At 66.8% G+C, this 19,179-nt stretch carries 17 protein-coding genes; 12 read left to right on the plus strand and 5 right to left on the minus strand.

Translation table 11 applies throughout. From position 1 onward, the window contains the following. Window positions 1–42 precede the first annotated feature (42 nt). Window positions 43–2,169, plus strand: a complete 2,127-nt coding sequence (pta, locus tag BH93_RS05750; protein WP_037172021.1) for a phosphate acetyltransferase — start codon at window positions 43–45, stop codon at window positions 2,167–2,169. After that, window positions 2,166–3,356, plus strand: a complete 1,191-nt coding sequence (locus BH93_RS05755) for an acetate kinase (protein ID WP_037172020.1) — start codon at window positions 2,166–2,168, stop codon at window positions 3,354–3,356. Before pta ends, BH93_RS05755 begins: the two co-directional genes overlap by 4 nt. On the opposite strand, the gene BH93_RS05760 is transcribed toward BH93_RS05755, so the two are convergent. Genes BH93_RS05760 through BH93_RS05770 form a run of 3 tightly spaced genes read right to left on the minus strand, consistent with a single transcriptional unit; the run spans window position 3,353 to window position 8,089 of the window. Next, on the minus strand, window positions 3,353–5,809 hold the full coding sequence (locus BH93_RS05760; protein WP_197914557.1) for a serine/threonine-protein kinase: 2,457 nt from the start codon (window positions 5,807–5,809) through the stop codon (window positions 3,353–3,355). The genes BH93_RS05755 and BH93_RS05760 overlap by 4 nt on opposite strands. A 7-nt stretch (window positions 5,810–5,816) precedes the next feature. Further along, window positions 5,817–6,788: a glutamate ABC transporter substrate-binding protein gene (locus tag BH93_RS05765; RefSeq protein WP_032380241.1), complete on the minus strand. Its 972-nt coding sequence runs from the start codon at window positions 6,786–6,788 to the stop codon at window positions 5,817–5,819. Beyond that, a complete protein-coding gene (locus tag BH93_RS05770; protein WP_242459131.1) occupies window positions 6,785–8,089 on the minus strand; it encodes a hypothetical protein in 1,305 nt (434 codons plus the stop codon). The genes BH93_RS05765 and BH93_RS05770 overlap by 4 nt, the downstream gene beginning before the upstream one ends. Window positions 8,090–8,175: 86 nt before the next feature. Between BH93_RS05770 and BH93_RS05775 the strand changes: the two genes are divergently transcribed. The 4 genes from BH93_RS05775 to BH93_RS05790 all read left to right on the plus strand — a co-directional run bounded on the left by BH93_RS05775 (window position 8,176) and on the right by BH93_RS05790 (window position 11,932). Then, window positions 8,176–9,012, plus strand: coding sequence for an NUDIX hydrolase (locus tag BH93_RS05775; protein ID WP_037172015.1), 837 nt, complete (start codon window positions 8,176–8,178; stop codon window positions 9,010–9,012). Window positions 9,013–9,084: 72 nt separating this feature from the next. Beyond that, on the plus strand, window positions 9,085–10,176 hold the full coding sequence (locus tag BH93_RS05780) for a LolA family protein (RefSeq protein ID WP_155290874.1): 1,092 nt from the start codon (window positions 9,085–9,087) through the stop codon (window positions 10,174–10,176). Next, window positions 10,173–11,123: an ABC transporter ATP-binding protein gene (locus tag BH93_RS05785; RefSeq protein WP_037172013.1), complete on the plus strand. Its 951-nt coding sequence runs from the start codon at window positions 10,173–10,175 to the stop codon at window positions 11,121–11,123. The genes BH93_RS05780 and BH93_RS05785 overlap by 4 nt, the downstream gene beginning before the upstream one ends. After that, window positions 11,120–11,932: an ABC transporter permease gene (locus BH93_RS05790; RefSeq protein WP_037172012.1), complete on the plus strand. Its 813-nt coding sequence runs from the start codon at window positions 11,120–11,122 to the stop codon at window positions 11,930–11,932. The genes BH93_RS05785 and BH93_RS05790 overlap by 4 nt, the downstream gene beginning before the upstream one ends. Here BH93_RS05790 and BH93_RS05795 read toward each other — a convergent pair. Both BH93_RS05795 and thiE read right to left on the minus strand, forming a co-directional pair. Next, window positions 11,922–12,731: a lipase family alpha/beta hydrolase gene (locus tag BH93_RS05795; protein ID WP_052064878.1), complete on the minus strand. Its 810-nt coding sequence runs from the start codon at window positions 12,729–12,731 to the stop codon at window positions 11,922–11,924. The two genes, BH93_RS05790 and BH93_RS05795, sit on opposite strands and share 11 nt — an antisense overlap. A gap of 19 nt (window positions 12,732–12,750) precedes the next feature. Continuing rightward, the gene (gene thiE, locus BH93_RS05800; protein WP_037172010.1) at window positions 12,751–13,443 is read right to left on the minus strand and encodes a thiamine phosphate synthase; all 693 of its coding nucleotides are present in this window, start codon (window positions 13,441–13,443) and stop codon (window positions 12,751–12,753) included. A 158-nt stretch (window positions 13,444–13,601) separates the two neighbouring features. Here thiE and thiO point away from each other — a divergent pair, with 158 nt between their 5' ends. The 6 genes from thiO (at window position 13,602) to BH93_RS05830 (ending at window position 19,143) form a co-directional block, all read left to right on the plus strand. Further along, window positions 13,602–14,669 (plus strand): glycine oxidase ThiO, encoded by a 1,068-nt coding sequence (thiO, locus tag BH93_RS05805; protein ID WP_242459214.1) that lies wholly within the window; start codon window positions 13,602–13,604, stop codon window positions 14,667–14,669. Then, window positions 14,666–14,881, plus strand: a complete 216-nt coding sequence (gene thiS, locus BH93_RS05810) for a sulfur carrier protein ThiS (protein WP_037172008.1) — start codon at window positions 14,666–14,668, stop codon at window positions 14,879–14,881. Before thiO ends, thiS begins: the two co-directional genes overlap by 4 nt. 4 nt (window positions 14,882–14,885) lie before the next feature. Next, on the plus strand, window positions 14,886–15,635 hold the full coding sequence (locus BH93_RS05815) for a thiazole synthase (RefSeq protein WP_037148847.1): 750 nt from the start codon (window positions 14,886–14,888) through the stop codon (window positions 15,633–15,635). Between the two features lie 284 nt (window positions 15,636–15,919). Beyond that, the gene (locus tag BH93_RS05820) at window positions 15,920–16,882 is read left to right on the plus strand and encodes an ABC transporter ATP-binding protein (RefSeq protein WP_032401761.1); all 963 of its coding nucleotides are present in this window, start codon (window positions 15,920–15,922) and stop codon (window positions 16,880–16,882) included. Continuing rightward, window positions 16,882–17,652 carry an ABC transporter permease gene (locus tag BH93_RS05825; protein WP_037172006.1) on the plus strand — a complete coding sequence of 257 codons (771 nt, stop codon included), beginning with the start codon at window positions 16,882–16,884 and terminating at the stop codon, window positions 17,650–17,652. Before BH93_RS05820 ends, BH93_RS05825 begins: the two co-directional genes overlap by 1 nt. 33 nt (window positions 17,653–17,685) lie before the next feature. Further along, window positions 17,686–19,143: a M28 family peptidase gene (locus tag BH93_RS05830; RefSeq protein ID WP_037172005.1), complete on the plus strand. Its 1,458-nt coding sequence runs from the start codon at window positions 17,686–17,688 to the stop codon at window positions 19,141–19,143. The last annotated feature ends 36 nt before the right edge of the window (window positions 19,144–19,179 follow it).

The following is a 19,179-nucleotide window of genomic DNA, read 5'->3' on the forward strand; positions in this document are numbered from 1 at the left end:
ACTGCCCTCGGTGTCAACACCGCAACCACTAGGCTAGCGATCATGGCTGAGCCCACCAGTGCCGAGACGGCCGGTATGTATCCCTCCAGCATCTATGTCGCGTCACCGGAAGGTGACTCCGGCAAGTCCACCATCGCGTTGGGCGTACTGCAGATGCTCGCCGCGACGGCCGCCCGGGTGGGGGTGTTTCGTCCCATCGCGCGCTCGACCGACGAACCCGATTACATTCTGGAACTTCTCGTCGAGCACACCACCGCGGATCTGACGTACGAGCAGTCGCTCGGCGTCACGTACGAGCAGGTGCACACCGACCAGGATGCCGCGCTCAGCGAGATCGTCAATCGCTATCACGAGGTTGCTGCTCAGTGCGACGCCGTGGTGATCGTGGGCAGCGACTACACCGATGTCGGCAGTCCGAGTGAGCTCGGCTTCAATGCCCGGATCGCCGTCAATCTCGGTGCCCCGGTGCTGCTAGCGCTGCGTGGATCGGATCGCACACCCGACGAGATCGCGCAGCTGGCCGCTCTGTGCCAGGCCGAACTACGCCAACATCACGCTCATCTGGCCGCGATCGTGGCAAACCGCTGTGCCCCCGACGATCTCGATGCGGTCACCGATGCGTTGGCGTCGGTCGGGGTGCCTGCGTGGAGCTTGCCGGAGATCCCCCTCCTCGTGGCCCCGACGATGGCCGAGCTGCTCGACGCCGTCGACGGCACTCTCTACAGTGGTGACTCGTCGCTGCTGCAGCGAGAAGCGTTGCGGGTCATGGTCGGTGGCATGACAGCCGAGCACATCCTCGAGCGCCTCACCGAAGGCGTTGTCGTCATCGCGCCTGCGGACCGATCGGACGTACTGCTCGCACTGGTCAATGCCCATGAGGCCGAGGGCTTTCCGTCGCTGGCCGGCATCATCATGAACGGCGGCATCGAGCCCCATCCGGCCATCGCACGTCTGGTGGCGGGACTCGGCCCCCGGCTGCCGATCCTCACCACCGATCTCGGCACCTTCGACACCGCCTCTGCCGCGGCGCAGACCCGAGGCCGTGTCGCGGTGGGATCGCAGCGCAAGGTCGACACGGCACTGGGGTTGATGGAACAGCGAGTGGACGCGAAAACCCTTCTGGGACGGCTCGACATCGCCATCCCCACCATCACGACTCCGCAGATGTTCGAGTACCAGCTGATCCACCGGGCCCGCGCCGACCGCAAGCACATCGTCCTGCCCGAGGGCGGCGACGATCGCATCCTTCGGGCTGCCGGCCGACTGCTGCAGCGTCAGGTTGCGGACCTCACGATCCTCGGCGAAGAGGGCCCTGTTCGGCGACGTGCGTCGGAACTGGGCGTCGACCTCGACAAAGCCACTGTGCTCGATCCCAACAACTGCGAGTACACCGAGGACTTCGCGGCGGAATACACCGAACTGCGCAAGCACAAGGGCATGACGATCGAGCGAGCCCGCGAGATCATGGCCGACATCTCGTACTTCGGAACGATGATGGTGCACAGGGGAATCGCCGACGGCATGGTCTCGGGCGCGGCGCACACCACCGCGCACACCATCAAGCCGTCCTTCGAGATCATCAAGACCACCGAGGGAGTGTCGACGGTGTCGTCGATCTTCCTCATGTGCCTGTCCGATCGCGTACTCGCCTACGGCGACTGCGCCGTCGTACCCGACCCGACAGCCGAGCAGCTCGCCGACATCGCCGTGTCCTCGGCGCAGACGGCGGCCCAGTTCGGCATCGAGCCGCGGGTGGCCATGCTGTCCTACTCCACCGGAGAATCCGGTTCCGGGGCCGATGTGGACAAGGTTCGGCAGGCCACTGCGATTGTGCGCGAACGGAATCCGGAACTACTCGTGGAAGGTCCGATCCAGTACGACGCGGCCATCGAGCCGTCCGTCGCCGCGTCGAAGCTGCCCGACTCCGAGGTGGCCGGCCGAGCGACGGTGTTCATCTTCCCGGATCTCAACACCGGTAACAACACGTACAAGGCCGTCCAGCGCAGCGCCGGTGCCGTTGCCGTCGGACCGGTTCTGCAGGGCCTGCGCAAACCCGTCAACGATCTGTCCCGCGGCGCACTCGTCGAGGACATCGTCAATACCGTTGCCATCACGGCTATTCAGGCGCAGGGTATTGCCGACGCAGCCAAGGAGAACAGCGAATCGTGAGTATCCTCGTCGTCAACTCCGGCTCGTCGTCGGTCAAGTTCCAACTGGTGGACCCCGGCTCCGGCGAGTCCGTGGCCAGTGGGCTCGTCGAGCGCATCGGTGAATCCGACGGCCGCGTCGAACTCGACCATCGTGGCGAGAGCGTCGAGCGTACCCAGCACATCGAGGATCACGGTGCCGGTCTGGCGCTGGCGTTCGAGATGCTCGCGGATGCCGGAATCGAACTGGGCTCAGACGTCACCGCCGTCGGGCACCGAGTCGTCCACGGAGGAACGGTGTTCTACCGTCCGACGATCATCGACGACGCCGTTGTACAGCAGATATCGGACCTGAGTAGCCTTGCACCGCTTCACAATCCGCCGAACGTACTGGGCATCGAGGTCGCCAGGAAGCAGCTTCCGGACGTTCCGCACGTGGCGGTGTTCGACACGGCCTTCTTTCATTCGCTGCCCGACGCAGCCGCGACCTATGCCATCGACGCGACCGTCGCCGCCGAGCACGACATCAGGCGCTACGGCTTTCACGGCACCTCGCACCACTACGTCTCCGGCCAGGTGGCGCAGTTCTTGGGACGCGATCTCGCAGACCTGAACCAGATCGTCCTGCACCTGGGCAACGGAGCCTCGGCATCGGCGGTCTCCGGGGGCAAGGCAGTCGACACCTCGATGGGCCTGACCCCGCTCGAGGGACTCGTCATGGGTACTCGCAGCGGCGACATCGACCCCGGCGTCATCATGCATCTGCGCCGCAGCGCAGGCATGAGTGTCGACGACATCGATGCGTTGCTCAACCGTCGTTCCGGGTTGATCGGATTGTCCGGGGTCAACGACTTCCGGCAACTGCAACAACGGATCGACGACGGCGACGCCTCCGCGCGGCTGGCGTACGACGTCTACATCCATCGCCTGCGCAAGTACATCGGCGCGTACATGCTCGGACTCGGCCGGCTCGACGTCATCACGTTCACCGCGGGTGTCGGCGAGAACGCGGCCGCCGTGCGTGCCGACGCGCTGGCGAACCTCGAGGGATTCGGCATCGAGATCGACCCGGATCGTAATGCAGTGCGCAGCAAGCAGGCTCGGGTCATCTCGACCGATTCGTCGACCGTGACCGTGTTGGTGGTGCCGACCAACGAGGAGTTGGCGATCGCTCGGGCGACGGACGATCTGGTTCGTGACGGCGACTAGAACAGAGAACGGGGCCGGATAGCGTTCGCCAGGTCCACCAGTGAGAAGCGATGCGCGCGATCGGTGGCGTTGCGGGCCAACGCCCGTAGCCCCTTCTCGGTGCCACGCCGCAATCCGTCCTCGGTGAACGGGACGCTGAGAATCGGCTCCCGTTCGGCCGTGGCGGCGTGGCCGGAGACGATCCAGTCCAGCGCCATCGCGAGCACCAGCGTCCGCATCTGCAGTGCCCGGCTCTCCGCCTTGGGTAGCAACGCAACTCGGCGGGCGGCGGAACGGAAGTCGGCCTCGGACAGTTCGGCTCGCGAGCGATCCATCAGCAGCGTCAACACACTGGTCATGCGCGCCATCGAGTAGTGCCGTGAACTGATCGGCACCTGGTCGAGAGCGGCGATGGCCCCGGTCTGATCGCCGCGCCGCTGCAACTGTCGGGCCAAGCCGAACGCCGAGCTCACGATGCCGCGGTTGGTACGCCACACAGCTCGATAGAGGCCCTCGGCTCGGGCCCGCCATTTCTCGGCTTCGTCGGCTTTGCCCGCGGCGACGTGACCGAGCAATTCCGAGGTGGCACCGAGGGCGAGCTTGGGGGCCAGCTCTCCGGGCATCGCCCCGAGTACGTTGTCGAAACTGGTGAACGCAGACTCGTATTCGTGATGGAGCAGGGCGATCAGGCCCGCGTACCACTGCACCCGCCACGGATCGGCGGCGTGGTCCTCGGACTGCACCTTGGTCAGAATCTCGGTGGCCTCGACGACGTTTCCGAGATCCAGATTGGCTTTGACCTCGGCGAGGGTGATCTCGACCCCCAGGTCGACAGGAGACGAGGAAGTCGTGGAGTCCTTGGGCTTGTCCGCGCCTGCAGTGACACGTTCGATGCCGTTGCGTTTGGCGTGCTGCAGTGAGTCCAGGGTCTGGCGAGGTTCGACGTGTACGGCCGCCGCGAGCAAGGGCGCGCTCGGATCATTGGGGTCCACCAGTGGAACGGGGAGCGCCGCAACAACTTCGGCTGCGGTCATGCGTTCGTGGCGCACCGTGCCGTCCACATAGGTATCGGTACGGCCCACCGACTGCTCGGTTCCGAAGGTGGTACGGGGCGGGCTGAACACCGTGGACAGTCCGGGGCGCTCGACGCCCGTTCGGATGGCCAGAATCTCGCGTAGAACCCCGGTCGCTTGCCCGGCGAATTCGTCCGCTGATCGAAACCGTCGAGCGGGGTTCTCGTGCGTCGCGCGCAGCAGCAGTCGGTGCAGTGACGGAAATTGCTGCAGCACTTCGGAGTCTTCGACCGACGGCAGGCCCTCGAGATACTTTCCGTTCTTCGAGGGCATGTCCAGCGTCAGTACCGCGAGCGTGCGGCCCACCGTGAAGATGTCCGACGCCACCGTCGGTCCCGTCTTGACGATCTCCGGTGCCTGGTAGCCCACCGTGCCGTACAGGTAGCCGTAGTCCTCGATACCCGCGACCGCGCCGAGGTCGATGAGTTTGATCTGGTCGTCGGAGACCATGATGTTCTCGGGTTTGAGGTCGTTGTAGACCAGGCCGATCGAATGCAGGTAGCCCAGTGCCGGAAGCACTTCCAGGACGTAGGCGAGTGCCTGCTCGACGGGCATCCTCCCGCCGTCGCACGTACCGAGGATGTCGCGCAACGACCGTCCACCGACGTACTCCATGACGATGAAGCCGACGGTCGACCCGTCGCTGCGGGGTTGCTCGACGAAGTTGTAGATCTTGACGACGCCGGGATGCGCTACCTCGGCCAAGAATTGACGCTCTGCGACCGCGACCGCGTGGGCTTCCTCGTCGCCGAAGTGCAGTAGTCCCTTGAGCACCACCCAGCGGTCGCTGACGTTGCGGTCGATGGCGAGATAGATCCAGCCGAGTCCGCCGTGCGCGATACATCCCTGCACGTCGTACTGGCCGACCACTCGATCGCCCGGTTCGAGCAGGGGCGTGAAGTCGAAGGTCGTACCGCAGTGCGGACACACGCCCTTGGCGATGTCGGGCTCGCCCGGCTCGGTGCGGCCGACCTTGGCGTTGCACTTCCAGCAGAACCGCTTGTGCTGCGGCACCGTCGGATCCGACATCACCGCAGTTTCGGGATCGACCGGCTCCACCCGGGGTACGTCGACCAGCCCGCCGCCGAGCCGACGTCGAAGGCCGGTGCTGCGCGATCGACCGGATCTGGACCTACCCGTCCTGGAACGGGTCGATGCGGCCCGTGTTGCAGCCGATTTCGCTGTTCCGCGTTCGGTCGAGCCGGCGTCCGGGGATACGGGTCCCGGCGTCCGTGCGGTCCGATCGTCGATCGGTGCCCGTGACACGGCTGGGTTCTTCGACACTGCTGGGCTTCTCGACACTGCTTGGGTGCGTTCGATTCCGTCGGTTCCCGACTCGGCCCGAAAGACTGCCTGCGTCTTGTCCGCCGGGGCAGTAGGTTGCTGTTCGTCGTCGTCCATGATGCCCCTAGTCGCTGTACGACGCGGTGGGCGGGCCGGGGGAGGGGCCGAGGACCGTCAGCCATCGGTTGTAGATGCGATTCCAGGTTCCGTCGGCGCGAATGCGCGCCAGTGTTCCGTTGACGAACCGCACCAGATCCTCGCTGTCTCGGTTGATCCCGACTCCGTACGGCTCCGGGCTCAGGCTGTCGCCGACGATCTCGAGGTACGGGTCCTGCGCAGCCAGACCGGCGAGAATGGCGTCGTCGGTGCTGATCGCGTCGACCTGTCGTTGTTGCAGCACCACAAGGCAATCCGACCACATCGGCACAGTGACCACGGTCGCTGCGGGTTGCACTCGCTGCAGTCGTCGCAGTGAGGTGGTGCCCTCGACGGCGCACACGCGCTTGTCCGCCAGGTCGCCGACGCCGCGGATACCCGACCCCTGCACCACCAGAATCCGGTGCTGCGCCTGGAAATACACGGTGGAGAACTGGACGTCCTTGCGTCGAGCGCACGTGATGGTCATGGTCTTCACCACGATGTCCACCGATGAATCCTGCAGGGCCTCCAGCCGTTGCGCCGAGGTCAGAATGCGAAAGTCCAACCGATTCGGATCGCCGAAGAGGTCCCGCGAGATCTCCCGTGCGATGTCGACGTCGAACCCGACCAGCTGCCCGCTCATCGGATCACGGAAGCTGAAAAGGTTGCTGCCCGTGTCGAGTCCGACTACCAGGCGGCCCTTCGCGCGCAGTGCGTCGATGGTCGGTTGCGGTACCGGCGGAGCATCCGTGCCGGTCGTGAGTGGGCGCAGGCTGGCGGTGGGGCGGGCGCACTCGTCGTCGGCCGGAGTCTCGGTCGGCCGGGCGGCCACGGATGCCCCGTCCGGTAGCGGCGGTTCGGAGAACGTCGTATCGACTTGTGGCGCAAAGCTTTCCGGCGGGGTGCAGCCGACCAGCAGTGCGGTGGTCAGGAGGCCGACGGCGAGCAGACGTTTCACAGGTACTCACGCAGCCTCGGGAACAGGCCGACACCGAACGCCACCGAGGCGACGACGGTGAGCACGTACGCGCCGTTGGACAAGCCGGACAACACACCGACCGAGCGGTCGATGTTGGACCGTAGTTCGGCTCGCGCGTTCTCTATTCCGTCGACCAGAACACTGTCCAGTGCAGTGAAGGCGGCGGCCGAATCGGATTCCGAGGTTCCGGTGGCGATGGCGACCGCGCCGTTGAAGTCGCCGACCTCGAGCGCGGAATCGATGCGCGCATGCGAGCCGGACCACGTGTTCAACGCGTCGATCACCGCGGTATCACCCTGGAACATCTCCGACATTCGAGAGACGTTGGCGTCGAACGATTGTCCGTAATCCTGACTGCCGCCGCGGCGTGCGAGATCGAGGGTCTCGTCCGCTCTGGCCTGTTGGGCCATGATGAAACCCGTCGTGTACGACTTCAGCGGCGCGACGCCGCGATCGAGCGCGCGGTCGGTAGCGATCGAGGAGATCAGGCCCACCACCAGCATCCAGCCGAGCAGGCCGACGACAGCGGCTGTGGCACCGAGGAATCCGATGTTCAACGTTCGACGCGTCGTTCGCGAGAGGTACCACTGCGCCAGGCCGGTCATCATCAGCAGGAACACCACCGACCCGATCGCGAAGAACGGCGGGCTGGTGAACCGTTCCTGATCGGCCGACACCCGTGATGCCTGCTCGGTGTACAACTTTTCGGCCAGCGGCAGCAGACTTGTCTGCATCATGGTCGAGGCCTCACCGAGATACGCCGCCCCCACCGGGTTCCCGCTCCGGTTGTTGGCCCTGGCCGTCTCGACCAGACCGCTGTACACCGGTAGTCCGGCGGCGATCTGCGTCAGCACCGCACTGGTGGCCTCGTCGTTCTCGGTCACTCCGGCCGACGCTGCGATCAGTTCGGACGACGCCTCGCCGAGTGCCTGCGAGTAGCGTTCGCGTACCTCCGCCGGTTCGAGACCGCCGGCGATGAATGCGGTTGCGGCAGCGGAATCGGCCACCGACAGTGCCCCGTACAGATTCTGCGCCGAGTTCGCGAACGGCTCGGTCCGCACCAGCAGTGTGCCCAAGGTGTCCACCCGCTCGGTGACGGCCGTCGACGCCAGATTTCCGACCGTCAACGCCAACACCACCAGCGCGGTTCCCATCGCGACCAACCGCGCAGGCGTCGAACGCATCGTGTAGCGAACCGGTGGCTTGCCGGCAACGGTACCGACGGGAGTGGCCGTTGTCGGAGGCACGGCAGCGGAGGGGGTAATGCCGGCCGCGATCACGTCACCGAGCATATAAGCAGGCGGACCGTACTGCAGCCACTACAGCACAGTCACTACACGCGGACGATTCCCCTAGGGTGGTGAGCATGCGAGGTGACGGGGACGGGTGGGTGATCGGTGCCGACGGTTCTCGGCACTGGGGAAAGCACGGAGCCGCCGGACTGTTGCTCCGCGCACCGTCGAACACCGGCGAACCACTCGTACTGTTGCAGCACCGCGCACTGTGGAGCCACCAGGGCGGAACGTGGGCGCTGCCCGGCGGGGCCCGTGACTCTCACGAGAGCACCGAGCACGCGGCCGTACGCGAGGCTCACGAGGAAGCCGGTATCGCTGCCGAGCAGCTGTGCGTTCGGAGCGAACGGGTCACTGCGAGTGTCGCTAGCGGCTGGTCGTACACCACCGTCGTTGCCGATACCGATCATCCACTGACCACCGTGCCCAACGGTGAGAGCACCGAACTGCGCTGGGTGCCGGAATCGATCGTCGCCGACCTCCCGTTGCACCCGGGGTTCGCATCGAGCTGGTCGGCGCTGCGCACCGTGCCGCTGCGGATATTACTGGACACCGCCAACGTGCTCGGTTCACGACCGAACGGCTGGTGGAAGGACCGCGCCGGATCGACCGGCGCACTGCTCACCTCGCTCGCCGAGACGCTGCCACGCACCGTCGAACTGCCCGGCGGCCAGTACGGGTGGCTCACCAGAATCGAGGCCGTCCTCGAAGGTGAGGCCCGCGGCGCGGTGGTGAACGACCCGCGCACCAGGACGATTCTCGCGAACGGCAGCGGCGACGACACCTTGGCCGATCAGGCCCGTCTCGACGGAGATCTGACGGCGCTGGTCACCGCCGACCGCGGACTGCGCGACCGACTGCCCGACTCGGTGCAGGTGTTGACGCCGTCGACAGTCCTCGGCTGGTTGTAGAGAACCTGGCGTTCGACCGCGGTCGGTTCTGCTCACATGCAGCACACCGGGTACGTCCGTACGGTCGATGGAGTGCACAAAAAGTGGCGGTGGCTGGCGGTGGTGCTCGGCATCGCCGTGCTCGTCGCCACGCCCTCGGTGATCGAGCGCTGGCCCGTCGACGCGTCGGACATCGATGCGGCCGAACTGCTCTCCCGCGTCCAGTCCTCCACCGCGACCCCGTATTCGGGCTATGCCCAGGCGGTCGGCGGTGTCACTTTGCCGGTCACCGACGGACTCGGCGGACTTCCGGACCTGCTGGGCGACACCACGACCTTGCGCGCTTGGTATCGCGCCCCGGACAGCTGGCGCGTCGACACCGTGCGCCTCGCCGGAGAGCGCGGTCTCTACCGGAGCCCGGCTCGGCTGTGGAGCTGGGACTACGAACAGAACACGGCCGTGGTGACCCCCGTCCCCGAGCCGAGTCTGCGCCTGCCTCGCCAAGCCGACCTGCTACCCCCGGAGCTCGGGCAGCGGTTGCTCAGCGAGGCGACCGCCGACGAGGTCACTCGGCTGCCGACTCGTCGGATTGCCGGCCGCGACGCCCCCGGCCTGCGGCTGATCCCCAGCGAACCTCAGAGCACGATCACCGAGGTCGACGTGTGGGCCGACCCCGACAGCGGGCTTCCACTACAGGTCGACGTGCTGGGCGACGGGGTCGCTCGCCCCATCGTCAGCACCGCGTTCCTCGACTTCTCCTCCGCGACCCCCGACGCCGACACCGTCCGTTTCGTCCCGCCGCCGGGTACCGATGTGCAGCAGCAGGACGGTCTCGACATCGCCTCGTTCGCCGACGGGATCGACTCTGCTCGTCTCCCTTCGACTCTGTCGGGACTGGATCTGAGGGACCGCGGCAGCGAGGGTGCGGTGGGAATCTACGGCCGAGGCGTGACGGAGTTGATCGCCGCTCCGCTACCGCGTCGCGCCGCGCGCGGGCTCCTCGATCAGCTGCGGGCCGCGCCGGGCGCGGTCGTCAGCGGCAGCAGCGTCGCTCTGACGATCGGCCCGCTCAACGTCCTGATCACCGAGCCCACCGCTGACCGTCGTCGGTACCTGCTCTCCGGCACCGTCACCGCAGAAACCCTGGCCACCGCCGCCCAGCAGCTCGAAGGAGCAGCCACATGATCCGCACGACCGGCCTGACCAAGAGCTACGGATCGGTGCGGGCAGTCGACGGCGTCGACCTCGACGTGCGCGCCGGCGACATCTACGGCTTCGTCGGTGCCAACGGCTCCGGCAAGACGACGACCGTGCGGATGCTGCTCGGGCTGGTCCTGGCGACCTCCGGGCAGATGCAGGTGCTCGGCGAGGAGATGCCGCGGCGACGCAGGAGCGTGCTGCCGCGGGTGGGGGCACTGATCGAGAACCCAGCCGCCTACCCCAACCTCTCCGGACGCCGCAATCTCACGCTGCTCGACGCGGCCGGGCCGGGCCGGTCACGGCGAACCAGAAACGCCCGCGTCGGCGAAGCCCTCGAGCAGGTGGGCCTCGCCGGCGTGGGACGCAGACCGGTCAAGCAGTACTCGCTCGGCATGCGGCAGCGCCTCGGCTTGGCCGCGGCGCTCATGCGCACCCCCGAGCTGCTGATCCTCGACGAGCCGACCAACGGTCTCGACCCACAGGGAATCCTGGAGATTCGCGAGTTGCTCCTCGAGCTGCATGCGAAGGGCACCACGGTGTTCCTCTCGAGCCACCTGCTGGCCGAGGTGGAGCAACTGTGCGACCGAGTGGGAGTGCTCGATCGGGGTCGCCTCGTCCTGCAGGATCAGCTCTCCGCGTTCCAACAGCCCACCGGCCGAGTGCTCGTGAGCACCCCGGACCCGGCCGAGGCCGTCACCGTGCTCTCCGGAGTCCAGAACGCCACCCTGCTCCACCGTGAAGGGCAGCAGCTCGTGATCGAACACCCGGATTCGGCCCTGCTCAATCGACTGCTCGTCGAAGGCGGGGTCCGGGTGAACGAGTTGAGCCCGCAACAGATGAGTCTGGAGCAGTCCGTTCTGGCCGTCACCGGCACCAGCGCCGACCGCGTCGACGGCCCCGTCCGCTCCACCCGGACGGAGGTGACCGCATGATCGGCGTCGAACTGCGCGCAATGCTGAGCCGACCCCGCACGTGGGTCGTCATTCTCCTGCTCAATCTGCTGCCCACCGTCGTCGCGGGTCTGCTGGCCCTCACCGACGTCGGTCCGCGGCCCGGCGAAGGCCCCGCCTTCCTGTCGGCGGTGCTCACCAACGGTCAGCTCTTCCCGCTCGCCGCGCTCGCCATCGTGCTTCCACTGTTCCTGCCCGTCGCGGTATCGGTCATCGCCGGCGATGCCGTAGCCGGGGAGGCTCAGGCCGGCACCCTGCGCTACTTGCTCGCCCGCCCGGTGGGACGGACCAAGCTACTGGTGGCGAAGCTGATCTCGGTGGCTGCCTTCGTGCTGCTGGCCGTGGTCATCGTGGCCGCTGTCGCGTACTTCGTCGGTACGACGCTGTTCGACACCACGTCGTTGGCCGGCGTCTCCAGCGTGTCCGGCACGGTGCTCACCGATGAACAGGTCGCCGTGCGCACCGTCATCGCCGTGCTCTACGTGACGCTGTCGATGCTCGGAGTCGCCGCCATGGGCCTGTTCCTCTCGACCCTGACCGACTCCCCGCTCGCCGCGACGCTGGGCGCGTTGGCCTTCCTCATCGCCAGCTCGTTGCTGCTGACCCTGGACGCGGCCGACGCCATCGCGCCGTACCTGCCGACGCGATATTGGCTGGCTTTCGTCGACCTCTTCCGCGACCCGGTGCCGACGCGGGACCTGGTTCGCGGCGTCGGTCTGCAGGGCGTCTACGTCGTCGTGCTTCTCGGCGCAGCATGGGCGAACTTCACGACCAAGGACATCACCAGCTGAGACGGCTGCAATCAGCTGCGCCGAGCTGGGTGGTGGAGCCGCCGTCCAACTGGGCGGAGACCATCGCGGCGACGAGAGGATCGCGGGGCAGGTTCCCGTGATCGACGGTGGAATCCGCACACACGCTCTGGACGGGGATGTCGATCGCTCCGTCGAGTTCGGCCGAGTTCGGCGGGGTCACGACCTGATCCACGTCGGTCCAGATCGACACCCACTGCGGCCCCTCCGGGGTCTCGTCGCCGGAGTTCAGGGCGGCGAGCACGGAGCTGTCCGGGGCGAGCTGCTGGCAGGCCGTCGGGCATCGGTCGGGCAGGACCTGGGCCGCCAGCCCCGCCACCTGGGTGCCGTGGTGCGGGGAGCCGAGAGTCACGATGCGCCGGGCTTGCTCGCTACCGCCCAGGTCGGCGGCCCAGATCCGGGCCACCACACCGCCTGCGGAATACCCGACGACGTCGACAGACGTCGCTCCCGTTCGAGTCAGAGCTGCGTCGGCGGCGTCCCGCAAGGTGCCCGCCTGCACGGTCAGATCACCCACGCCACCGTCCGGTAGGGCCACCACGGTGGCGTCGCGACCGTCTTCCCGCAGCGCGGCCGCGAGCACGTCGAGCGCATCGGTGGAACCGCCGAAACCGGGGACCAGCAGCACCGGGCCGGGCACCGACTGGTCGACGCTCGCGACGGGGTCATCGGTACGGAGTGCCGACGCAACAACCGCTGCAACGACGACGACCCCGACTGCAACCAGGACGAGGAGAGCGAGGACGAACCGGCGACGGGCCGGGGCGAGGGAGGAGAACACTCCGTCCAGTGTGCCCCGGCTAGGCCTGCAGAGCCTCGACCAGCGCGCGGGCGGCTGCCTGCGGGTCCCGGGCCTCGGTGATGGCGCGGACCACCACGATGCGATCGGCACCGGCTGCCCTCACCTGATCCACGTTGGTGGCGTCGACGCCGCCGATGGCGAACCACGGCCGCTCCGGCAGTGAGTCCGCGGTGGCCCGCAGAGTCTCGAGCCCAGCGGCAGATCTGTTGGGCTTGGTGGGCGTCGGCCAGACCGGCCCGACGGCGAAGTAGTCGACGCCGTCCTCGATCGCGGCGAGCGAGGACTGGGCGCGGTTCTGCGTCGAGCGGCCGATCACCACGTCCGGACCGAGGATCTGGCGGGCGTAGTGCACCGGCAGATCGCCCTGACCGAGATGCAGCACGTCCGCGCCGGAGGCCAGCGCCAGGTCCGCGCGGTCGTTGACCGCCAGCAGTGCACCGTGCCGCTTGGTCGCGCCGAGCAGAATCGCCAGCGCAGCCAGCTCGTCCTTGGCCTCGAGCGGCCCGAACTGGCGCTCACCGGCCGAGTTCTTGTCGCGCAGCTGAATGATGTCGACGCCACCGGACAGCGCGGCCTCGGCGAACTGCGCGAGATCGCCCTTGTCGCGCCTGGCATCGGTACACAGGTACAGGCGAGCGGACGCAAGACGCTCACGGGGAGTCTGATTGCGGGCGGTCTGAGATGGATGCACAAAGCGAACTGTATTCTCATGGTGGCCGCCACCGACGACGGAGTGGCCGAGATATCGCGGGAGTCCCGAGGATCGTGGGGCTGAGAGTGGGTTCGCCGCCCTTACCGTCAATACCTGAACCCGATCATGCGGGCGCAGGGAGTGAGGACGTGAATCGCGTGCACATCGTCGTTATCGGCGGAGGCGTCATCGGGCTGTCGACGGCGCTGCGCCTGAGCCAGGACGGTCACCGAGTGGTCGTGCACGATCCAGCTCTGGGTAAGGGCGCGTCCTGGGTGGCCGGCGGCATGCTGGCCCCGCTGTCCGAGGGGTGGCCGGGCGAACACGAACTCCTGCATCTCGGTGCTGCCTCGCTGGCGCGGTGGCCGGACTTCGCCGAGCGCCTGCCCGGCCCGTCGGTGTTCTCCGCGTCCGGATCGGTGACGGTTGCCCTCGACTCCGCCGATGCCGCCGATCTGCGGACCGTTGCCGAGTGGGTGGGCGAGCAAGGACACGAACTGGAGATCCTCGGCCGCGCACAGCTGCGTGAGCTCGAACCTGCTCTGGCACAGAATATTCGGCTCGGCCTGCTGGCACCGACCGAGCTGTCCGTCGACAATCGAGCGCTGGTTGCCGCGCTCGAGCAGGGATGCCTGGATGCGGGAGTGGAGTTCGTGGCCGCCCCGGTGGAGACCATCCCCGACGCCGATCAGGTGGTGCTGGCCGCCGGGGCACAGTCGGCCGCGCTGTGGCCCACGCTGCCCGTCCGGCCGGTCAAGGGCGAAATCCTGCGGCTGCGTCGTCGACCGAGCGCCGCGCCCCCGCCGCACCGCACAATTCGCGGAACCGTGCACGGCAGACCGATCTACCTGGTGCCACGGGGGGACGGATTGGTCGTCGGCGCAACACAATACGAATCCGGTCAGGACGCCCAGGTCACCGTCGCCGGGGTACGAGACCTGATAGCCGACGCCGAACGGCTCATGCCGAGTATCGGCGAATACGAGCTGTACGAAACAGCTGCCGGACTGCGGCCCATGAGCCCGGACGGACTACCCATCATCGGCAGGCTGTCTCCCCAGGTGATCGTCGCCACCGGCCACGGCAGAAACGGCATCCTGCTCGCCCCCATCACCGCCGACGCGGTAGCCGCACTTGTCTCCGGCGAAGAGATCTCCGAGGCGAAAGCCGCCAGTCCTGAACGCTTCTCGCACATTCTCAGCCCGCAGATCGAAAGGACACCATGACACAGGTTGCCATCGGCATCACCGTCAACGGCGAGGATCACCTGCTCACCGAGGACATGACCATGACTCGACTCCTCGACAAGCTTGGAATGCCGGAGAAGGGCATCGCCGTCGCCGTCGACGGTTCCGTGCTGCCCAAGAGCCGGTGGGACACCACCGACGTCCAAAAGGGTTGGAACATCGACGTTCTCACGGCAGTTCAGGGTGGTTGAGGGCATGACGGGTCTGACTATTGCGGACCGCACCTTCACTTCCAGGCTCATCACCGGCACCGGGGGAGCGGCCAATCTCGCGGTACTCGAGGAGGCGCTCGTCGCGTCCGGAACCGAACTGACCACTGTTGCGATGCGTCGCGTCGACGCCGCGGGTGGGACGGGAGTGCTGGATCTGCTGCGCCGGTTGAACATCGCGCCGCTGCCGAACACCGCAGGATGCCGAGGATCGGCCGAGGCAGTGCTCACCGCGCAGCTGGGTCGTGAGGCGCTCGAGACCGACTGGGTGAAACTCGAAGTGATCGCCGACGAGCGAACCCTGCTGCCCGACGCCATCGAATTGGTCAAAGCCGCAGAGCAACTCGTCGACGACGGCTTCCAGGTGCTGCCGTACACCACCGACGACCCGGTTCTGGCCAAGCGGCTCGAGGACATCGGCTGCGTGGCCGTCATGCCGCTCGGCTCGCCCATCGGCACCGGTCTCGGCATCGCCAACCCGCACAACATCGAAATGATCGTCGACGCTGCAACGGTGCCGGTGATCCTCGACGCCGGAATCGGTACCGCCAGCGACGCCACCCTCGCGATGGAACTCGGCTGCGACGCGGTGCTGCTCGCGACCGCGGTGACCCGGGCGAAGGATCCCGCCCTGATGGCGTCGGCGATGAGACATGCAGTAGCGGCTGGCTACCAGGCCCGACATGCGGGACGCATCCCGAAACGATTCTGGGCGCAGGCCAGCTCGCCGATGTGAGCGGTTGCGTCGGCGGCCCGGCACCTTCCAGGGTGCTCGCATCCGGCAAACGCGCGCGCATTTGTGAAACGCGCGCAGAACAGTGGCGAATACGAGAACTGTTCCGCTCGCATCTGGCAAACGCGCGCGCGTTTGCGGCTGCGCCTGGTCGGCCACGGGTGCCGATGTAATTGCTCGCCGCCCATGTGACCGACTGTCTCAGGGTGTGTGTCATCCGAAAGGATGATGCAATCGGCGACTGTAGGTCGATGTGCGGACGCGTTCGATCGGGGAAGGTTGACCCCATGATCGAAGTGACAGGATTGACCAAGCAATACGGCGCGGTGACGGCGGTCGACAACCTCACCTTCACCATCAAACCCGGCATCGTGACCGGCTTCCTCGGCCCCAACGGCGCAGGCAAGTCGACCACCATGCGGATGATCCTCGGGCTCGACCGACCCACCTCGGGCTCGGCGACCATCGAGGGCAAGAGCTACAGCCACCTGAAGCAGCCACTGCGTACCGTCGGCGCTCTGCTCGACGCCAAGTGGGTGCACCCCAATCGTTCGGCACGTGCTCATCTCGAGTGGATGGCCGCGTCCAACGGCATCCCCAAGTCGCGCGTCGAAGAGGTGCTGCGTCTGGTGGGACTGTCCGAGGTCGCGAAGAAGAATGCGGGCGGCTTCTCGCTCGGCATGTCGCAGCGGCTCGGTCTCGCGGGCGCTCTGCTGGGCGATCCCAAAGTGTTGCTGTTCGACGAGCCGGTCAACGGCCTCGACCCCGAGGGCATCGTCTGGATCCGAAAGTTCATGCAGCGCTTGGCAGCCGAGGGCCGCACGGTGCTGGTCTCGAGCCACCTGCTCTCGGAGATGGCCCAGACTGCAGAGCACCTCATCGTCATCGGACGCGGCAAGCTGATCTCGGATTCCTCGGTGCAGGAATTCATCGACCACGCGTCCGAGGCATCGGTGCGCGTGCGCAGCCCACAGCTCGACGGCCTCCGGCAGGCCCTGACCACCGCCGGTCTCACCGTGCGCGAGCCGGACAAGACCGATGAGCTTCAGCCCTCGCTCGTGGTGCTGAACTCCACGACCGACACGATCGGCGATATCGCCGGCCGCGCCGGAATCACCCTGCACGAGTTGGCCTCTCAGCGAGGCTCACTCGAGGAAGCATTCATGAAACTCACCGGAGACACTGTGCAGTACCACGGCGCGGGCGCCGAAGACCAGAACACTCAGCAAGCGATGGGCGGGTCACTCTGATGGGCGTCTTGGCAGCAGAAAGAATCAAGTTCACCTCGACCAAATCGCCGTGGTGGTGCAGCGCGATCGTCGTGGTATTCGGCCTCGGGTTCGGAGCCATCCTCGGTTGGGCCGCAAAGACGGCCATCGGCCCGGATGCTCCGGAGGGGCTTCCGCCGACCACCGCATACGACGTCGTCGGCAGCGGTGTAGGAGGGCTGGGGATCATGGTGCTGATGATCCTGGCGGCACTTACCGTCACCAGCGAATACCGCTTCGGCCTGATCCGGACCACATTTCAGGCAGTCACCAACCGGGCCTCGGTGCTCGGTGCCAAGGCGCTGATCGTCGGCGTGTACGGCGCGGTTCTATCGTTGATCCTGGCGTTCGGTGCATTCTTCCTGGCGAAATCGATCGCGGGTGAAGAAGCGGGCGCGCTCTTGAGCTTCGACGTCGACGGCACCTGGCGAGTCATCTACGGCACTGCCGTCCTGGCGTTCGTGCAGATCGTTCTCGCTGTCGCGGTGGGTGCGCTCATCCGGCAGTCCGCCGGTGCCATCGCCGTCCTACTGTTGTGGCCGTTGCTGATCGAGAGCCTCGTCGGAGTCATCCCGAAGGTCGGCGAGAAGATTCAGCCGTTCCTGCCCTTCAAGAACGCCGACCATTTCCTGGGCGGCTCGGCGGGCATCGACTTCCATTGGGGTCCGGTAGGCAGTCTGATCTACTTCGTCGTCTTCACTGCGGTGATCTTCGGCGCAGCAGTGTTCGTGGTCAATCGTCGGGACGCCTGACACCCTGCGATTTGTCTGGGTAGGGTGTCCGCTATGCGGATTTCCTTGCTTGCAGGTAGCGCCGTCACTGTGTTGATTCTGGCCGGTTGCTCGTCCACCTCGGACGAGGAACCGGCCAGAGTTTTCGCGACACCCGACGGGCCGGGCCTGTCGGCCGCGGTCACCGAGGACGCCCTCGTCGGGCACCTCCAGGAATTGGAAACGATCGCCGCCGCACATGACGGAAACCGTGCCGCCGGTACCGCCGGATACGACGCGAGTGTCGATTACGTTGTCTCGCAACTCGAATCGGCCGGTTTCGAAGTCACCACTCCGGAGTTCGAGTTCGAGACCTTCGAGGCGCAGACCCAGACCCTGTCGCTCGAGGGCACCGAGATTCCGGTGTTCGCGCTCAGCTATTCACCGACCACACCCGCCGAGGGCATCACCGCGCGCGTCGTCGGGGCTCCCGCCGGTGCAGACGGATGCGAGGCAGCGGATTACGCCGGCCTCGATCTCGCCGGTGCGGTCGCCGTCGTGCCGCGCGGCGTGTGCCCGTTCGGTGCGAAGCAGACCGTCGCCGCCGAACTGGGTGCGGCAGCCACGATCATCGTCAACAACGAACCGGGACCGCTGGATTCGGGGACACTCGGCGATCCCGAGACCGCAAAGATCCCGACCGGCGGCGTCAGCCAGGAAGACGGCGCAGCGGTCCTCGCGGCACCCGAGGTCACGTTGACCCTCGTCACGACGACCGACACGACCACGAGCCGCAACATCATCGCCCAGACCACCACGGGCTCTACCGAGAACGTTGTGGTGGCGGGTGCTCACCTCGACAGCGTGCCCGAGGGCCCCGGCATCAACGACAACGGCACCGGCACATCGGCAGTACTCGAGACGGCCCTGCAGATGGGTAGTGCGCCCGAGGTGACCAACGCGGTGCGCTTCGCGTTCTGGGGTGCCGAGGAGGACGGGCTCGTCGGTTCCACCAAGTACGTCGAGGGCCTGTCCGACGACGACAAGCGAAACATCGCCCTGTACTTGAACTTCGACATGATCGGCTCGCACAACGCCGGCTACCTCGCGTACGACGGCGACGACTCCGACAAGGTCGGTGAGCCTGCGGGACCGGCCGGATCCGACGCCATCGAGCGCACCTTCGTCGAGCGGCTGGCCGCCGACGGCGTCGCCGCGGACGGCACCGATTTCGACGGTCGATCCGACTACGGCCCGTTCATCGAGGTCGGCATTCCGGCGGGCGGCGTCTTCAGCGGCGCGGACGAGAACAAGACGGCCGAGCAGGCTGCAAAGTGGGGCGGCACTGCCGATCAGACCTTCGACGAGAATTACCACACCGATCAGGACACCCTGGCGAACGTCGACCGCGCCGCACTGGCGAAGAACGGTGCCGCCGTCGCCTACGGAATCGGCGTCTACGCGCAGTCTGTGGAGGGCCCCAACGGAGTTCCGGTCGGTGCTGCGCGCGAGGCTGCACGCGCCGAAGGGTGAGGCTAAGTATGTGTAACCGTGGGTTACGCTCGATGC

Source organism: Rhodococcoides fascians A25f (assembly GCF_000760935.2).
Taxonomy (GTDB): Bacteria; Actinomycetota; Actinomycetes; order Mycobacteriales; family Mycobacteriaceae; genus Rhodococcoides.